Raw genomic sequence first — 18,215 nt, forward strand, 5'->3', positions numbered from 1 at the left:
CACGCGGCGTCGCTGCATCAGGCTTGCGCCCATTGTGCAATATTCCCCACTGCTGCCTCCCGTAGGAGTCTGGGCCGTGTCTCAGTCCCAGTGTGACCGGTCACCCTCTCAGGCCGGCTACCCGTCGTCGCCTTGGTAGGCCATTACCCCACCAACAAGCTGATAGGCCGCGGGCTCATCCTGTACCGCCAGAACTTTCAACCAACCCCCATGCGAGGGAAGGTGATATCCGGTATTAGACCCAGTTTCCCAGGCTTATCCCAAAGTACAGGGCAGATTGCCCACGTGTTACTCACCCGTTCGCCACTAATCCACCCCGAAAGGCTTCATCGTTCGACTTGCATGTGTTAAGCACGCCGCCAGCGTTCGTCCTGAGCCAGGATCAAACTCTCCAACAATGTCGAATTCAATCGAGGCAATTTAATGCTCTCAAAGGAACCTCAAACGAGGTTCAAATACATAAGCTCTACTGGCTTAGTTCACTAGCACACTGTTGAGTTCTCAAGCAACACACCCCAGATCGCACCGCACTACACGGCCTTATCCGAAGCAGTTATTTCTTGGCTTTTGTCCGGAGCACACCCTAGCACCTGCTCGAAACTGCCGTTTCAGCGGGGGTAGAGTTACCTCTCCGGTTCGGGACCACCCACTCTACCACCATCCGGTGGGAGCTTGGTTCGTGTTCCCGGCGGCCGCTCGGTTTCCCTGGCGACGAAGAGAACATTACACGGCCCGAAACCGGCGTTTACAGGGGGGTCCCTTTTTTCGCGCCGGGGCTCTGACCTGCATCGATCGGGCCCTCCCCCGGAACCGGCTCGCCATGGGTGGCGACGACCGTCAGGACGACGAGGGCGGCGGCGAGCCCCGCGGTGATGTGGATGGGCGCCGGCGTGAACGACGCGGCGAGCACGAGCACCGCGGTCACCGGGAAACCGATCGCGATCGGACGGCATTCGTTGGTGGGACCGATGTGCATCAGCCAGACGCTGAGCAGATAGATCGCGACGGGCACGGTCGTCGCCATGGCGGCGGGCAGGGACGCGACGTGGCCGGTGTGGGTGTCGTAGTCGACCGCGACTTCGAGACCGGCACCGAGCGCGGCCGCCGAGGCGAAGATCAGGTAGTGCCCGTAGCCCCAGCTCGCGACGGTGACCAGGCTCTTCGCCTTCTCGAGCCGGGCGTGACCCGGCTGGTCGAAGTACAGCCACCACAACGAAAAGACCAGCACGAGCCCCGCCGCGGCGAGTGAGATCAGGCTGGCGGTGTGCTTGCCCTCGTCCAGCCCTTCCTTGACCGCGGTGGTCGCGCCGAGGATGGATTCACCCAGCACGATGATCGTGAACAGGCCGTAGCGTTCGGCGATGTGGTGCGGGTGCCAGCCCGTCCAGCGCTTGCGTTCGGCGATCACCGGGACCGCGAGTTCCGCGATCAGGAGCAGGAAGAACGAAGGCAGCGCCAGCGACTCCGGCAGACCGAGGCGGACGACCCACAGGATCTGGACGATCGTGATGCCGGCGGCGTAGCGCAACGCGGCCGGGCGGCAGTGCGGATCGGTCCGCGCGGCGCGCAGCCACTGCACGACCATCGCGAGCCGCATCAGGACGTAGCCGGCGACCACGATCGCGAAGTCGCCTTCGAACGCCGACGAGACACCGGCGGCGACGGTCAGCCCGCCCGCGATCTGCACCAGCGTCACCAGCCGGTACGGGACGTCGTCGGTGTCGAACGACGACGCGAACCAGCTGAAGTTCAGCCAGCCCCACCAGATCGCGAAGAACACCATCCCGAAGCTGAGCACTCCGTGCCCGATGTGGTTCTCGGCGATCGCGTGGTGCAGGCCGGCGGCGGCCTGCGCGACGGCGACCACGAAACACAGGTCGAACAACAGCTCCAACGGGGTCGCGACCCGGTGGCCTTCGCCGGAATCGCGCATCGTCATCGGCCGGTACCAGACCCTCAGCCGATTCCGCCGCCCAGAACTCTCCGCCATCAGTGCTCCTCGCCTTGTCGATCTGCGGAGATCTTCGCAGCCGAAGGCGGTTCACACACTCGGAGAAACGCGCGGCGGGTGGGTCCGGGCCGGGTGCACCTCCCCAGGCGACCCCGCGCGAACCCACCCGCGCGAATGCCTCACCGGTACTCGGCTCGCCAGCGGTGTCGAGCCGGCCGCCGCCGAACGGTCCCCCGCGGACGCCGACGACTGTCCACCGGCTCGTGACCGCGGGTGTCCATTCCAGAGAACTCCGGACTCACCACGATCGCTCCCGCCGATCGATCCATCCCCGATCGATCGACAGAAATACCACTGTCGGTAGCCAAGTCACAGCGGTGAAGGCTCCGTTAGGTGTACCCGGTTGCTCTGAGTAGCACCAGAGGATGACGACCTCAGTCACTCGGATGGAGCATTCGGTCTTGCCGAAAGTAGTCATCGCCCGCGCGGAAGACTCAGGTGCGTTGACTGTCGGCGGCAGCCCGCTCGGCTTCCTCCCGCTCAGTGAGCACTCGCCGCTTCCGGCGTGCACGGAGTTCGATCACGGCGAGTAAAAGCGCCGTGCTCGTCAACACGGCGGCGCACAGCATCGCGGCGGTCAGCGCCGACGGATAGCCGCCGTTCGCACCTAGTACCGCGTGGAAGACCGAGGCCAGGACGACGGTGCCGATCGCGGTGCCGATCCGTTGCCCGGTCTGCAACGCTCCCCCCGCCACACCGGCCATCGACGTCGGGACGCATTCCAGCGTCAACGTGGTGTTGGGCGAGATCACCATGCCGCCACCGACCCCGGCCACCAGCAACGGCAGCGCGAACCACCAGCCCGCCGCGGCACCTGGGTCCTGACCGGCGAGGACGGCGACCGTGATCATCCCGGCGATCACCATGACCAGCCCGGTGACGGTGAGCTTGCGACCCCACTTCGGCACCAGCCGTCCCGCGATCGCCGCCGACACGGCCGAGCCGAGGGCGAAGGAGGTGACGGCGAGCCCGGATTGCAGTGGTGTGTAGCCGAGGCCCTGCTGGAAGAAGATGGCGAAGACCAGCCACATCCCGGTGAACCCGCTGAAGTACAGCGCGCCGACGGCCGCGCCCGTCGCGTAGCCCGGGGTTCCGGTGAACAGCCGGGTGTCCAGCAGCGGTGGGCGGCCGCGCCGCACCATCGAGCGTTCCCAGCGTACGAAGGCGAAACCGAAGACCACCGCGACGAGGAACAGCCACCACAGGCTGCTGAGCCCGCCCTGTTCGGATTCGATCAACGGGAGCAGGACCCCGAGGACGGCGACCCCCAGCAGCATGATGCCGACGAAGTCGATCTCGCCCCGCAGGCTTCTCGCCGGAGCCTCCGCCTTCGGCAGCCATCTCAGCGCCAGCGCGAACGCCAGGATCCCGATGGGCACGTTCACGTAGAAGACCCAGCGCCAGCCTTCCGGATCCCCGAAGACGGCGAGGATCACGCCGCCGAGCACCGGCCCGACGGCGGTCGAGATCCCGACGGTGGCACCGAACATGCCGAACGCACGGCCTCGTTCCGCGCCGCGGAACAGGTCCTGGATCATCCCGCTGTTCTGCGGCGTCATCATTCCCGACGCGAAGCCCTGCAGGAGCCGCGCGATGATCAGCGTCGTCTCGTCCGGCGCCGCGCCGGCGAACGCGCTGGTCAGTACGAACGCGGCGAGCGCGAACAGGAACATGCGGCGGCGGCCGAGCGCGTCACCGAGCCTGCCGCCGGTCACCAGCACCAGCCCGAAAGCCAGCGCGTAGCCCGAAACCACCCACTGGATCCCACCGCTCGACGCGCCGAGGTCCCGCTGGATCGAGGGCAGCGCCGTGTTGACGATGCTGACGTCGAGCAGGCCCATGAACCCGGCGGCGAGGGAGACGGCGAGCGCCTTCCAGCGCCGGGGGTCGGGTTCGGAGGTGTTCATCAGGTGCTGGCGGCGATCCCGGGGATGCCCTTGAGCTCACCGATCAGCATCGACGTCACCTTGACCGGATAGTCGTAGAGCGCGAAGACCGTCTGGTTCTTGCCGACCAGCTTGAGGTGCACCGGGGTCTCGCCCTTGTGCGCCAGCAGGGTCTGCTTCAGTTCGCTGACCACCGACTGGTCGATCTTCTCCGCCGCGGCCAGCAGGACCAGCGGCAGATCGTCGTCGCCGTTGCCGACCTCGGACAGGTCGAGCGGCACGAGCCCGCCGCCGAAGATGGACATCTTGTCCTCGCGCCAGTTCACCCGGCCCTTCACCAGCACCGCGTTGTCCTCGATGAGGTCGGCGGAGAACATGGCGTAGGACTTCGGGAAGTACAGCACCTCGAGCGAGGCGTCCATGTCCTCGATGGTGCAGATCGCCCAGGGCTCGCCCTTCTTGTTGACCCGGCGTTCCAGCGACGTGATCAGCCCGGAGACGACCAGCTCGCCTTCCTTCGGCGGGTCGGCGAGGATCGCGGCGATCGGCCGCGGCGCGTGTTTGCGCAGGATGCGTTCGGCGCCGTCCAGCGGATGTGCCGAGACGTAGAGGCCGAGCATCTCCCGTTCGTAGGCCAGGAGTTGCTTGCGCGGGTACTCCTCTTCCCCGAACTTCAGATGCGCGAGCGGCGAAGAGGACACCGCGGCTTCGGCGTCGTCTTCCCCGCCGAAGCCGAAGAGGTCGAACTGACCCATCGCCTCCTGGCGTTTGAGCGGGACTACGGCCTCGACCGCGTCCTCGTGCACCTGGATCATCGAGAGCCGCGTGTTGCCGAGCGAGTCGAACCCGCCCGCCTTGATCAGCGATTCGATGACCCGCTTGTTGCAGGCCACCAGCTCGGACTTGTCGAGGAAATCGGTGAAGGAGGAGTACTTCCCCTTCTCCTCGCGGGTCTTGATGATCGACTCGACGACGTTCGCGCCGACGTTGCGGACGGCACCCATGCCGAAGCGGATGTCCTCCCCGACGGCCGCGAACCTCAGCGCCGACTCGTTGACGTCCGGCGGGAGCACCTTGATCCCGAGGCGGCGGCATTCCGAGAGGTAGACCGCGGACTTGTCCTTGTTGTCACCGACCGAGGTGAGCAGCGCGGCCATGTACTCCGGCGTGAAGTTCGCCTTGAGGTACGCGGTCCAGTACGAGATCAGGCCGTACGCGGCCGCGTGGCTCTTGTTGAACGCGTAGCCGGCGAACGGGAGGATCGTGTCCCACAGCGCCTTGATCGACTCGGACGAGAAGCCGCCGGGGAGCAGATCGCTCGACTTCATCCCGGCCTCGAAGCCCTCGAACTCCTTCTCGAGGACTTCCTGCTTCTTCTTACCCATCGCGCGGCGGAGCACGTCCGCGCGGCCCATCGAGTACCCGGCCACCTTCTGGCCGATGTGCATGATCTGCTCCTGATAGACGATCAGGCCGTAGGTGTCGGCCAGGATCTCCTTCAGGGGCTCGTCGAGCTCGGGGTGGATCGGCTTGACCTTCTGCCGCCCGTTCTTGCGGTCGGCGTAGTCGTTGTGCGCGTTCATGCCCATCGGGCCGGGGCGGTACAGCGCGCCCACCGCCACGATGTCGTCGAACTGGGTCGGCTGCATGCGGCGCAGCAGGTCACGCATCGGCCCGCCGTCCAGCTGGAACACGCCGAGCGTGTCGCCGCGGGACAGCAGTTCGTAGGTCGCCTTGTCGTCGACGCCGAGGGTGTCGAGGTCGATGTCGATCCCGCGGTTGGTCTTGATGTTGTCGATCGCGTCGCCGATGACGGTGAGGTTCCGGAGGCCGAGGAAGTCCATCTTCAGCAGGCCGATGGCCTCGCACGACGGGTAGTCCCAGCCCGTGATGATCGAACCGTCGTCGCGCTGCCACAGCGGGATGGCGTCGGTCAGCGGGTCGCAGGACATGATGACCGCGCAGGCGTGGACGCCGGCGTTGCGGATCAGGCCTTCGAGACCACGCGCGGTCTCGAAGATCGTCTTGCACTCCTCGTCGGTCTCGACGAGGGCGCGGACTTCGGCCGCTTCGCCGTAGCGCTCGTGCTTCGAGTCGACGATGCCCGAAAGTGGGATGTCCTTCGCCATGATCGGCGGCGGGAGGGCCTTCGAAATCCGGTCCGCGATCGCATACCCCGGCTGGCCGAAGTGGACGCGGGCGGAGTCCTTGATGGCCGCCTTCGTCTTAATGGTGCCGAAGGTGATGACCTGCGCGACCTTGTCGACGCCGTACTTGTCGGTGGCGTAGCGGATCATCTCGCCGCGACGGCGGTCGTCGAAGTCGATGTCGATATCGGGCATCGAGACGCGCTCGGGGTTCAGGAACCGCTCGAACAGCAGCTTCTGCGGGATCGGGTCCAGGTTGGTGATACCGAGGACGTACGCGACCAGCGAGCCGGCGGCGGAACCACGGCCGGGGCCGACGCGGATACCGACCTTACGGGCGTAGTTGATGAGGTCGGCGACGATGAGGAAGTAGGCGGGGAAGCCCTTCCCGATGATGACGTCGAGCTCGATCTCGATGCGCTCGTTGTAGTACGGGTCCGGGACGCCGTCCGGGTACCGCCACTTGAGACCGCGCGCGACCTCTTCCCGCAGCCAGGTGCCCTGGTCGTAGCCCTCGGGGACCTCGAAGAACGGCAGCCGGTCCTTGTGCGTGTACACGTCCTTGTAGGACTCGACGCGCTCGGCGATCAGCAGCGTCGAGTCGGCGGCGCCGGGGACCTCCTTGTCCCAGTACTCGCGCATGTCGGCGGCCGACTTCAGGTAGTAGCCGTCGCCGTCGAACTTGAACCGGTTCGGGTCGTTCAGCGTCTTGCCCGCCTGCACGCACAGCAGCGCGGAGTGGGTGTCGGCCTGGTCCTTGGTGACGTAGTGCGAGTCGTTGGTGGCGAGCGGCTTGAGGTCGAGCAGCTTGCCGATCTCGAGCAGGCCTTCGCGGACCGAGCGCTCGATCGGCAGCCCGTGGTCCATCAGCTCGAGGAAGAAGTTGTCGGCGCCGAAGATGTCCTTGTAGTCCGACGCGGCCTGGATCGCCTCGGTGCGCTGCCCCAGCCGCAGCCGCGTCTGCACCTCGCCCGAGGGGCAGCCGGTGGTCGCGATGATGCCGTGGTGGTTCTCCGCGATCAGTTCGCGGTCCATCCGGGGCTTGCGGTAGTAGCCCTGCATGCTCGCGAGCGACGAGAGCTTGAACAGGTTGCGCAGGCCGGTGGAGTTCTCGGCGAGCATCGTCATGTGGGTGTAGGCACCACCACCGGAGACGTCACCGCCCTCACCGAACTCGTCGGCGCCGCGCTGGTTCGACTGGCCCCAGAAGACCGGCTTCTTGTGGAACCGGCTCTCCGGCGCGACGTAGGCCTCGATGCCGATGATCGGCTTGAGCTCGTGTTTGACCGCCTGCTGGTAGAACTCGTCCGCGCCGTACATGTTGCCGTGGTCGGTCATCCCGACCGCGGGCATGCCCAGGCGCGCCGCCTCCTTGAACAAGGGGGCGATCTTCGCCGCACCGTCGAGCATCGAGTACTCGGTGTGCACATGCAGGTGGACGAAGGAATCGTTCGACACCAGCGAAAACCTCCCCTAGGCAGACGGGACGCGAAGCGCCCGAGGCACCCCACCCTAACCCCGGCAGGAATCGCCCGCCGCCCCTACCAGGGGGTGTGTCTCCGGCGTCTTTTGATAGGGCGCTCTCAGCCGAGGTGGTGGAGCGCATCGGTCACCGCTTTGACGTCGAACGCCGCCGGGTCGAACGCCGAGCTGTCGTCGAGACCGAGCCAGTCCAGCCGGTCTTCGTGGTCCGGATGCGCCGGGTCGGCCAGGATCTCGATCAGGTCGGCATAGCCGTGGATTCCGCCGCAGTCCTCGGGCGGCGCGGCGCGGCGTCCCCCCGTGCAGCGCGGGTAGGACGTACCTGGCTCCCTGTCGAGCACCTTCTCGACGAGGATCTCGTGGTCCCAACTATCGCCGAAGTCGTACGTGTACGGGAGCTTGCCTCCGACGCCGGTCAGCACCTGTTCCAGGGTGACCTCGGAATCCGGGAGATCATCGCTGTCGACGTCCTCGATCCCGTAGTCGCCGTAGTCGGTCGAGAACACGTGCAGGTGGCTGTTGTCCCATCCGAAAGCGACCTGGATCACGTCGTGCACTTCCGCGAGACTGAAGTCCGCGGGCACTTCGAGCCGCCGCCAGATCGGAGGCTTCGCGCCGCGTAGCCCCACCTTGAGCTGATAGATGGGTGCCGGGCCATCGGCCATACCGCGTTTCGCGGGCAGGTCCGGCGCGGTGAACATGACGAAATCTTCGGAGCCGTCGAAGTCGTACTCGTCCTCGTGCGACGGCTTGGGCTTGTCGGACACCGGCAAGGCCGCGAGCCGGGTACGGAGCAGGGTCGCCAGGAGGTGGTAGGGAAGCGACTCTTCGTCGTCGGGCTCGTTCGCGGCGAGCTGTTCCGGCGTCAGGTCCTCGTCGTGCACCGCCCGCGCGTCCAGTGCCTTCTCGGCCCGCCAGCGGAATTCCGCCGGATCGAGCTCCTGCTCGGAGTAGACGATCCCTTGGAGAAAGCCTCCTTTGAGGATCATCTCCTTTGCCTCGGGCAGACGGTCGACCTCGAGCAGGTGAATCATCGCGGCGGCGCCACAATCGAGGTTGTCGACGGTCACCATGAACGCGTACGACCTTCCTGCGCGGTGGCAGGTGCAGACCAGGAACTCGGCGACGTCATCCGGTTCGGTGAACGACCGGAGGCCCGCCACCTGGACTGGCTCAAGCAACGCGGCGGCCCAACCCGGCTCGGCAACCCCGGCCGCGGCGAGCCTGTCGCCTGCCTCGGTGATCGCCTCGGTGTCTTCACCGGCGACCGACGCGATCGCGCGCAGCATCGCCAACGCTCCAGGGGCGCCGGTCTCTTCGAGTCCCGGGACCAGCTCGTCGAGCAAGAAGTTCCCGGAGCCTTCCGTCGCCACCGCGACCGCTGAGACGAACAGAGCTCCGGTGAGCTCCGCGTCGAGCGGATCCTTCTCGCTCGACAGGGCTTCGCCGCGAGCGACCAGATCGGCTGCCATAGCGGCGGGGCCGGCGTCCTCGCCGACACACGACGGGCAAGCACACTCCTCAGGCTCGCTCTCCACCGCGAACAGCGCGGACTGACCGTTCTTGGCCGTTTTCCCGCTCTTGTTCGATTTACGCCCACGGCTTGCCGGACTCATGCGCACAGTCTCCCGCAGCTGTGCCGCACGGCACATCCGGGGACCGCCACCGGTCAGCTCAGCCGGGCCAGCCGCTCGTTGACCACCTCCCTGTCGAACCACTCCGGATCGAACCCGAAGCCGCCGAGCTCTTCGAGCAGCTCCTCGTTCTCTTCGTCGTACGGATCACGCCGTGCCTCCAGCAACATCTCGTAGCTCCGCTCGTCTTCACATTCCGGCGGCGGCGCGGCGCGTTCGCCGTCGAGGCAGCTCGGTGCTTCGGGGAGGCCGACCAGCTGCTCGACGCGAATCCAATGCCTCCAGCGCTCCGCCTCGTAGAGGAGCCGATGGCCTGGCGAGCTGACGACCTGGCCGAGTGTCACTTCGTCGTCGAAGCGGTCGCCCTCACCGCTCTGCGCGTCGACGCTGAAGCCGCCGTACGCGGTCTCGAACCGGTGATACTCCCGTTCGTCACGGTCGAACGCGGCCGCGAGGATCCGGTGCAGTCCGGCGAGGGTGACGTCGGAGCGGACTTCGAGCCGTCGCCAGATCGCGTCGTCCGGCTCGGCCAGGGCGACCGCCAGCCGGAGTCCGGTGACCGGCGCGGCCGGGGGCAGGACGAGGGGCAGTGGTTCGGCCGACGGTATGCGCGGCAGCGGCTCGTAGTCGGGAAGACCGAGCCACCGGCGTAGCTGGGCCGCGCGCTCGGGCAGGTCGGGCCTCGGATCTCTCCCCAACTTCAAGAGATCGGGGATCCGCTCCCGGATCCAGGCGGCGCTGTCCGCACTGGCGATCAAGGCCGTTTCGACCTGGCTCCGGAACTCGTCGGGGGTCAGCGGTGCCTCGACCACCTCGAAGCCGCCGTTGCGAAGAACCGCCAGTGCGTCCTCGGGGACAGGGTGGAGCTCGATCACGTCGACCTCGCGACCGTTCACCACCACCTCGACGCCCACCGAGCGTTTGCCGGCGGTCAGCGTCGCGGCCAGGACCACCAGATCCTGATCGACCTGGCCTTGGACGACGCAGCCCGAAAGCCCGATCGGTCCGTGGAGCAGCTTCGGCCAGCGCTCCACCCTGGTCACGTCCAAGGGCGGACGCGTCCGGTGGGAGCGCTGGTGCTTCGGTCGTTTGGCGGGCTTGCGGCCGCGGCTGACGGGGGACACGGGAGCAGTATCGCCATCGGCACCGACAGTTTCGGCGTCATGAGCAGCGACGATCGGAAAATGCTTGCCGACCTGGGCATGGATGTGCAGACTGACCAGCCGCCAAGATCAACCGAACGCCCGGAGAGTTGATGATCGACCTGCAGGCCATGAACGAGCGCGTGATCGCGGAGTTCCGCGCGAACGGCCGCCACGGCGACGGTCTCCCGACCTTGCTGCTCACCACCACCGGCGCCCGCACCGGGCGACGGCACGTGACGCCGATGCTGTTCCTGGCCGACGACGACCGCTACATCGTCTTCGCCGCCAACGGGGGCGCGCCCGGGCATCCGGACTGGTACCGCAACCTGGTCGCGGAGCCGTCCGTCGACGTCGAAGCGGACGGAGAGGCCTTTGCCGCCCACGCGATCGAGGTCACCGGAGCGGCTCGGGACCGTCTGTTCGCGAAGCAGGCGAAGGCGTTCCCGCGGTTGGCGGAGCATCAGTCGAAGACCACGCGGCCGTTCCCGGTGATCGCGCTCAAGCGGGTGTGACGCTCACGGTGGTCGTGAGTGGCGATTCGGGTGCTGGGTGCTGGGCTTGGCCGGGTTGCGAAAGCCACTTTCGCAACGTTGAAGGTTGCGAAAGTGGCTTTCGCGACACCGGCTTCAGACCTCCAGGCCTTCACGGACCGGAAGCCGAGGAGGTTGTGACGCTGGCCACCTCCGCGCGGGAATCCGGTGCCACCACGGAACTCCGCGTCCGCGAAAGTGCCCAGCCCGGGTTCCCATTCTCGTGCGGATACCCCATCGACACGGGGCTCGCAGACCGGATCGAAGCGCTCGGCTGATCTCTTGACAAAGGCATCGGGCCGACCGCACGATCTCGTCCCATGAACCTGTCTGACAGCCAGACAGCCGGACACGGTGGTCCACGACGCGTCAGCGCGATGGAGGCCGTTCTGGCCCACCTCCGCGGTGCCATCGAGCGCGGCGAGTACCCCGTCGGCGGGAAACTGCCGTCGGAATCCGCGCTCGGCAAGGAGTTCGAGGTCAGCCGATCGGTCGTCCGCGAAGCGTTGCGGGGACTGCAGGCACTCGGGCTCACCGTGTCCAAAACGGGCAAAGGGACCTTCGTGACCGCCACCGGTCCGGTCGAGAACCCCACCTTCGGGACCTACTCGGCCCGCGACCTGTTCGAGGTGCGGCGGCATGTCGAGATCCCCGTCGCCGGTTACGCGGCCTTGCGCCGCAGCACCGACGACCTGGACCTCCTCGGTCACCTCGTCGAGCGGATGGACGTCGAAACCGACAACACCGCGTGGGTGGCGCTGGACTCCCTCTTCCACATCACCATCGCCCAGGCCTCGGGCAATCCGGTGTTCGGCAAGGTCATCGAAGAGATCCGGGACGCGCTGGCCCGCCAGTCGTCCTTTCTCAACCAATTGGGGGACCGTCGGACCCGCTCGAACACCGAGCACCGTGAGATCGTCACCGCCATCGCCTCCGGTTCCGAAGCGGACGCCATCGCGGCGATGACCTCCCATCTCGAGCACGTCGAGGACGCGCTGACCACCATCGTGCGGCCGAGCCTCACGACGCACCAGAACAAGGACGACTGACACCGTGACCGAACAGACCCTCAGCGCGGACGGCAAAGCCGCGCCGGTGCCGGCCGACGCCGGTGACGCCGGCTACGACAAGGCGCTGAAACCCCGCCACGTCAACATGATCGCGATCGGCGGCGCCATCGGGACCGGCCTGTTCCTCGGCGCGGGCGGCAGGCTCGCGCAGGCGGGCCCGGCCCTTGCGATCGTGTACGCGGTCTGCGGTCTCTTCGCGTTCTTCGTGGTGCGCTCGCTCGGCGAACTCATCCTGTACCGCCCCTCCTCCGGCGCCTTCGTCTCCTACGCCCGGGAATTCATGGGTGAGAAGGGCGCTTTCGTCGCGGGCTGGATGCACTTCCTGAACTGGTCGACGACCGGTATCGCGGATATCACCGCGATCGCGCTGTACGCGCATTTCTGGTCGTTCTTCACCCCGATCCCGCAATGGGTGCTGGCGCTGATCGCGCTCGCGGTGGTGCTGGCGCTGAACATGGTTTCGGTGAAACTGTTCGGCGAGATGGAGTTCTGGTTCGCCATCATCAAGGTCGCCGCGCTGGTGGCCTTCATGGGGATCGGGATCTTCCTGCTGGTCACGCAGCAGCCGATCGACGGCACCACGCCGGGCTTCTCGCTGATCTCCGACCACGGCGGGATCTTCCCGGCCGGGGTGCTGCCGATGGTGCTGATCGTCCAGGGTGTCGTGTTCGCCTACGCCTCGGTCGAACTGGTCGGCGTCGCCGCGGGCGAGACGGAGAACCCGCGCAAGATCATGCCCAAGGCGATCAACTCGATCATGTGGCGGATCGGGATCTTCTACGTCGGCTCGGTGATCCTGCTGGCGATGCTGATGCCGTGGGACGCCTACTCGAAGCAGGAAAGCCCGTTCGTCACCGTGCTCTCGCATATCGGGGTGCCGCAGGCGGGCAACGTCATGAACCTGGTGGTGCTGACGGCGGCCCTGTCCAGCCTCAACTCGGGTCTCTACTCCACCGGCCGCATCCTGCGGTCGATGTCGCTGGCCGGATCCGCGCCGAAGTTCACCGGCGTGATGAACAAGAACCACGTGCCCTACGGCGGGATCCTGCTCACCTCCGCGGTCTGCGTGGTCGGCGTCGGCCTGAACGCCGTCGTGCCGAGCCAGGCCTTCGAGATCGTGCTGAACTTCGCCGCCATCGGCATCCTCGGCACCTGGGCGATCATCGTGCTTTCGCATCTGCTCTTCGTGCGCAAGGCCAAGCTCGGCGAGGTCGAGCGTCCGTCGTACCGGCTGCCCTTCTCCCCCTACACCGAGATCGCGACGCTGATCTTCCTCGTCGCCGTCGTGGTGCTGATGGGCTTCGACGAGGTCGGCAGGATCACCCTGTACTGCCTGCCGGTCATCGGACTCGCGCTGGTGACGGGCTGGTTCGGGGTTCGCAAGCGGATCAACATGGACGTCTTCGAGAAGACGAAGCTGTGATCCCCGAGATCCGCGTCCCCGCGCACGAACCGCTGGTGCACCTCCTCCGCGACGGAATGGTCGAGGGGGTGCACCACGGTTCGGCCGTGGTACTCGCTCCCGACGGCCGCGTGCTGTTCGCCGCGGGCGACATCGAGGCGGCCTTCTACCCGCGTTCGGCGGCGAAACCCTTGCAGGCCACGGCGATGGCCCGGCTGGGCGTCGAGCTGGGCCCCGCCGGGTTCGCCGTCGGCGCGGCCAGCCATTCCGGTGAGGAGATCCACCTCGCCGAGGTGCGCAGGACGCTCGACGGCGCCGGCCTCACCACGGAAGACCTCCTGACGCCCGAGGACCTGCCGTTCGACCCGGTCGAGCGTGACGCGTGGGTCGCTTCGGGACGGACGGCTTCGCGAGTGGCGCACAACTGTTCCGGCAAGCACGCCGCCATGCTCGCGACCTGCCGCCTGTACGGCTGGTCCACAAAGGACTACCTGGACGCCGGTCATCCGCTGCAGCGCGCGATCGCGGACTGCGTCGAAGACCTGACCGACCAGCGGATCCCGAAGGTCGCCGTCGACGGCTGTGGCGCTCCCCTGTTCGCGGTCTCGCTGCGCGGGCTCGCCCGCGCGGTCGGCAAGATCGCCGCGTCGGCGCCGGGAACTCCGGAAGGCCTTGTCGCCGAAGGGATCCGGAAGCATCCGGAACTGGTCGCCGGTACCCGTCGCGACGTCACCGCGCTCATGCGCGCGGTGCCCGGCCTGATCGCCAAGGACGGTTTCGAAGCCGTCCAGGTCGCCGCGTTCCCGGACGGGACGGCGATCGCGATCAAGATCGCCGACGGTGGCGACCGCGCGCGGCGGCCGGTGCTCGCCGCCACGCTCGCGCTGTGCGGTGTCGATCCTGACGTGCTGGAACCCACCCCCGGCCTGCGCGTGACGGGCGCGCTGGCCGAACCCGATCTCGCCGCCTGAGGAGCCTTCGATGCACCGCGTGGAACACGATCTGCTGGGGGACAAGGAAGTCCCGGCCGACGCCTACTGGGGCGTGCACACCGCGCGCGCCAGGGAGAACTTCCCCATCACCGGCACCGCGATCTCCGCGTACCCGCATCTGATCGAGGCGCTCGCCTCGGTCAAGGAGGCCGCGGCCAGCGCCAACGCCGAGCTGGGGTTGCTGGAGCCGGACGTCGCCGACGCGATCCGCGGCGCGTGCCGTGAGATCCGCGAAGGCGCGCTGCACGACCAGTTCGTCGTCGACGTCATCCAGGGCGGTGCGGGCACTTCGACGAACATGAACGCCAACGAGGTGATCGCGAACCGCGCGCTCGAACTGCTCGGGCACGAGAAGGGCGACTACGCCCGCGTGCACCCGAACGAGCACGTGAACCTCGGGCAGTCGACCAACGACGCGTACCCGACCGCGGTCAACGTCGCGACGATCATCGCCGTGCGCGAACTGGCCGAAGCGATGGTCGTGCTGGAGCAGGCTTTCGCGGCCAAGGCCGTCGAGTTCCACGATCTGCTGAAGATGGGCCGCACACAGCTGCAGGACGCCGTCCCGATGACGCTGGGGCAGGAATTCGGCACCTACGCGGTCATGCTCGGCGAAGACCGGCTTCGGCTCACCGAAGCGGTGACGCTGCTGCACGAGATCAACCTCGGCGCGACCGCGATCGGCACCGGCCTCAACGCCGCGCCCGGGTACGCCGAAGCCGCCGTCGCGCGGCTGCGCGAGATCACCGGGCTGCCCGTCGTGTCGGCCGCGGACCTCGTCGAGGCGACGCAGGACTGCGGCGCGTTCGTGCACCTTTCCGGTGTGCTCAAGCGGATCGCGGTGAAACTCTCGAAGAGCTGCAACGATCTGCGGCTGCTTTCGTCCGGGCCGCGGGCGGGGCTCAACGAGATCAACCTGCCGCCGGTGCAGGCGGGGTCGTCGATCATGCCCGGCAAGATCAACCCGGTCATCCCCGAGGTGGTCAACCAGGTCGCGTTCGAGGTCATCGGCAACGACGTCGCGGTCACGATGGCGGCCGAGGCCGGGCAGTTGCAGCTGAACGCGTTCGAACCGCTGATCCTGCATTCGCTTTCCGAGAGCATCACGCATCTGCGGTCGGCGTGCCTGGTCCTGGCGGAGCGGTGTGTCTCCGGGATCACCGCGAACGCGGACGTGATGCGGGGCTACGTCGAGAATTCGATCGGGCTGGTGACCGCGCTGAACCCGAGGATCGGGTACGCGGCGGCGACCGAGATCGCCAAGGAGGCGCTCGAGACCGGACGCGGGGTGGCGGAGCTCGTCGTCGAGAAGGGGCTCTTGCCCGCCGAGGAGCTGGCGAAGCTGCTGAAGCCGGAGACGCTCGCCCGGCTTTCCTGAGACCTGCGGGGCGGTACCGGGCGGTCCGCCCCGCGCCATGAAAGCGTCCTTCATCGCGGCTTTCGCGGTGAAGGACGCTTTCATTTCAGGCGAGTGCGGAGCCACGCGAGTACGGTCGTAAGCGGAAGGTGATCCTCCGCACGAAAGGCGGCCAGTGTGCTCGACCGACTCCTCGACCGGTACCTCGGCCTCCCGCCCGCCGAAGGACCCGCCCCCTCGGTGACCAAGGCGATCCCCGTGCCGATGCCCGACGGCGTCCGGCTGCTGGCGGATCGCTACGCCGTCCCGGCCGGCGAGCCACGTCCGGTGGTGTTGATCCGCACGCCGTACGGCCGTAAGGGGGTGACGGGCAAGATCTTCGGCGAGACACTCGCGCGGCACGGATTGCAGACCGTCGTCCAGAGCACACGCGGGACCTTCGGTTCCGGCGGCGAGTTCCGGCCGTTCCACCTGGAGAAGGAGGACGGCCTCGCCACCGTCGCCTGGCTGCGCGAGCAGCCGTGGTGTGACGGCAGGGTCGCGATGGCGGGCGCGAGCTATCTCGGTCACACGCAGTGGGCCGTCGCCCCGTACCTCGACGAGCCGCTCGAAGCGCTGTGCCTCGGCGTCACCGCGTCGGAATTCGTCTCGACGTTCTATCCCGGCGGGATCCTCGCGGTCGACAACATGGTCTCGTGGTCGGCGCTGATCGGCCGACAGGAAGGCCGGTTCGCCGGCCTGCCGAATCCCTGGCAGACGAAGAAGACCCGCCGCGCCATGGCATATCTGCCGGTCTCCGGCGCCGACGTCGCGGCCATCGGCGAACAGGTGCGGTTCCTCCAGGACGTCTCCGCGCACGCCGAACCCGGCGACGACTTCTGGGCGCCGTCGGACCACAGCGCCGAGGTCGCCGCGCTGACGACCCCGGTCTCCATGGTGACCGGCTGGTACGACCTGTTCATCTCCGCCCAGTTGCGTGACTTCAAGGAGCTCGCCGCGGCCGGGCGCGCACCGCGGATCACCATCGGGCCGTGGGCGCACGGCGAGCCAGCGAGCCTGAAAACCCTGATCACCGACCAGATCGGCTTCCTCTCCGCCCACCTCCTCGGTGATCGCGCGCCGCTGAGGCAGTCGCCAGTGCGTCTGTACCTCCAGGGCTCCGGACGCTGGCTGGACTTCGAAAGCTGGCCGCCGGAGTCCGACCCCACCCCGTACTTCCTTCGCCCTGGCGGGCTTTCCCCCGCGGAACCCGTCGAGGCGAAACCGGGCACGTTCATCTTCGACCCGGCCGATCCGACGCCGACCGTCGGCGGCCCACTGCTGTCGGGCGTGCAGAAACAGCAGGACAACAAGGTCGTCGAACAGCGGCCGGACGTGCTGCTCTTCACCGGTGACGTCCTGAGGCGCGACCTCGACGTCATCGGCGAGATCTCCGCGCTCGTGCACGTCCGGACCGACCTCGGGCACGGCGACGTCTTCGTCCGGCTGTGCGATGTGGACCGTCACGGTGTCTCCCGCAACGTCACCGACGGGATCCTCCGTCTTCGGCCCGGCACGCCGGAATCCGATGTGGACGGTGTGGTCGCCGCCGAGATCTCACTCGACCCGACGGCGTACCGGTTCCGGCGCGGGCACCGCCTGCGGGTGCAGGTCGCGGGCGGCGCGTTCCCGCGCTTCGCCCGCAACCACGGCACCGGCGAGCCGGTGCACAGCGCGGTGGACGGGAAACCCGCGCGGTTCGAGATCTTCCACGACCCCGCGCGGCCGTCCCGGATCACGCTGCCGGTGTTCGAGGGTTAAACCGGCACGACCCGCTGGTGCGTGGTCAGCCTGCCGTCGTCGTGCAGCACGTGGAACAGCAGCGACGGCGGCAGGTCGTAGTCGACCGGCCCGCCTTCACCCCACGACCGCAGCCCGTTCCGCTCCCACGGGAACAGGATGCTCGACCCCACCGACGGCGCCGACCGCAGCGGCACTCCCGCGAACGTCGTCGACGCCGCGGCGTGGACGTGCCCGCAGAGCAGGGCGACCACGCGCGGGTGACGCGAGAGCACCTCGGCCAGCTTTTCCTCACCGTACTGGCGCATCGCGTCCACCAACGGCAGCCCGAGCGCGACCGGCGGGTGATGGAAGGCGATGAAAGCGGGGCCGTCCCCGTCGGCGAGGACGCCGTCCAGCCACGCCATGGTCTCGTCGTCGAATTGCCCGTCCGGTTTGCCGGGGATACTCGAATCGGCCATGACGAACGTGACGTCGCCGACCGTGTGCGCCGCGTTGACGGGGGCGTCGTCCGGCGCCTGGCCGAGCAGCCCTTCGCGGAACGGGCCGCGCTTGTCGTGGTTGCCGGGGCAGACGAAGAGCGGGACCTCGGCTTTGAAGAGCTCGGCCGCGCGCCGGTACTCCTCCAGGGTGCCGTGGTCGGCGATGTCGCCGGTCACCAGGATCGCGTCGACCGGTGTCGCCAGGCCTTCCAGGTACCGCATGACCCGCGCGGTGCGTTCGTCGGCGCGTTCCCCGCCGTCGAGATGGTTGTCGCTCAGATGTGCCGTCACGAACATC

12 protein-coding genes and 1 rRNA gene are annotated in these 18,215 nt (G+C 67.6%); 6 read left to right on the forward strand and 7 right to left on the reverse strand.

Going from position 1 to position 18,215, the window contains the following annotated elements; genetic code table 11:
* From ACZ3HL_RS09865 to ACZ3HL_RS09890, 6 genes are all read right to left on the reverse strand, one after another.
* Window positions 1-398 (reverse strand): 16S ribosomal RNA (locus tag ACZ3HL_RS09865); the annotation flags it as partial.
* Between the two features lie 347 nt (window positions 399-745).
* A complete protein-coding gene (locus ACZ3HL_RS09870; RefSeq protein ID WP_465413185.1) occupies window positions 746-1,990 on the reverse strand; it encodes a low temperature requirement protein A in 1,245 nt (414 codons plus the stop codon).
* A gap of 455 nt (window positions 1,991-2,445) precedes the next feature.
* A complete protein-coding gene (locus ACZ3HL_RS09875; protein ID WP_465530059.1) occupies window positions 2,446-3,918 on the reverse strand; it encodes an MFS transporter in 1,473 nt (490 codons plus the stop codon).
* A complete protein-coding gene (gene dnaE / locus ACZ3HL_RS09880) occupies window positions 3,918-7,502 on the reverse strand; it encodes a DNA polymerase III subunit alpha (protein WP_465413189.1) in 3,585 nt (1,194 codons plus the stop codon). The genes ACZ3HL_RS09875 and dnaE overlap by 1 nt, the downstream gene beginning before the upstream one ends.
* A gap of 125 nt (window positions 7,503-7,627) precedes the next feature.
* A complete protein-coding gene (locus tag ACZ3HL_RS09885) occupies window positions 7,628-9,142 on the reverse strand; it encodes a plasmid pRiA4b ORF-3 family protein (protein WP_465530061.1) in 1,515 nt (504 codons plus the stop codon).
* Window positions 9,143-9,195: 53 nt separating this feature from the next.
* Window positions 9,196-10,284, reverse strand: a complete 1,089-nt coding sequence (locus ACZ3HL_RS09890) for a plasmid pRiA4b ORF-3 family protein (protein ID WP_465530063.1) — start codon at window positions 10,282-10,284, stop codon at window positions 9,196-9,198.
* Window positions 10,285-10,415: 131 nt separating this feature from the next.
* Here ACZ3HL_RS09890 and ACZ3HL_RS09895 point away from each other — a divergent pair, with 131 nt between their 5' ends.
* The 6 genes from ACZ3HL_RS09895 (at window position 10,416) to ACZ3HL_RS09920 (ending at window position 17,456) form a co-directional block, all read left to right on the forward strand.
* Window positions 10,416-10,817, forward strand: a complete 402-nt coding sequence (locus ACZ3HL_RS09895) for a nitroreductase/quinone reductase family protein (protein ID WP_465530065.1) — start codon at window positions 10,416-10,418, stop codon at window positions 10,815-10,817.
* 395 nt (window positions 10,818-11,212) lie between these two features.
* The gene (locus ACZ3HL_RS09900) at window positions 11,213-11,884 is read left to right on the forward strand and encodes a FadR/GntR family transcriptional regulator (protein ID WP_465531030.1); all 672 of its coding nucleotides are present in this window, start codon (window positions 11,213-11,215) and stop codon (window positions 11,882-11,884) included.
* 4 nt (window positions 11,885-11,888) lie between these two features.
* Window positions 11,889-13,328, forward strand: coding sequence for an amino acid permease (locus tag ACZ3HL_RS09905; RefSeq protein ID WP_465530067.1), 1,440 nt, complete (start codon window positions 11,889-11,891; stop codon window positions 13,326-13,328).
* Window positions 13,325-14,278 (forward strand): asparaginase, encoded by a 954-nt coding sequence (locus tag ACZ3HL_RS09910; RefSeq protein WP_465530069.1) that lies wholly within the window; start codon window positions 13,325-13,327, stop codon window positions 14,276-14,278. The genes ACZ3HL_RS09905 and ACZ3HL_RS09910 overlap by 4 nt, the downstream gene beginning before the upstream one ends.
* A 10-nt stretch (window positions 14,279-14,288) precedes the next feature.
* Window positions 14,289-15,677: an aspartate ammonia-lyase gene (gene aspA, locus ACZ3HL_RS09915; protein WP_465530071.1), complete on the forward strand. Its 1,389-nt coding sequence runs from the start codon at window positions 14,289-14,291 to the stop codon at window positions 15,675-15,677.
* Window positions 15,678-15,833: 156 nt separating this feature from the next.
* Window positions 15,834-17,456 (forward strand): CocE/NonD family hydrolase, encoded by a 1,623-nt coding sequence (locus ACZ3HL_RS09920; protein WP_465530073.1) that lies wholly within the window; start codon window positions 15,834-15,836, stop codon window positions 17,454-17,456.
* Here ACZ3HL_RS09920 and ACZ3HL_RS09925 read toward each other — a convergent pair.
* Window positions 17,453-18,214: a metallophosphoesterase gene (locus ACZ3HL_RS09925; protein WP_465530075.1), complete on the reverse strand. Its 762-nt coding sequence runs from the start codon at window positions 18,212-18,214 to the stop codon at window positions 17,453-17,455. The two genes, ACZ3HL_RS09920 and ACZ3HL_RS09925, sit on opposite strands and share 4 nt — an antisense overlap.
* Window position 18,215: the final 1 nt, after the last annotated feature.

The organism is Amycolatopsis sp. NPDC000009 (genome assembly GCF_055563465.1).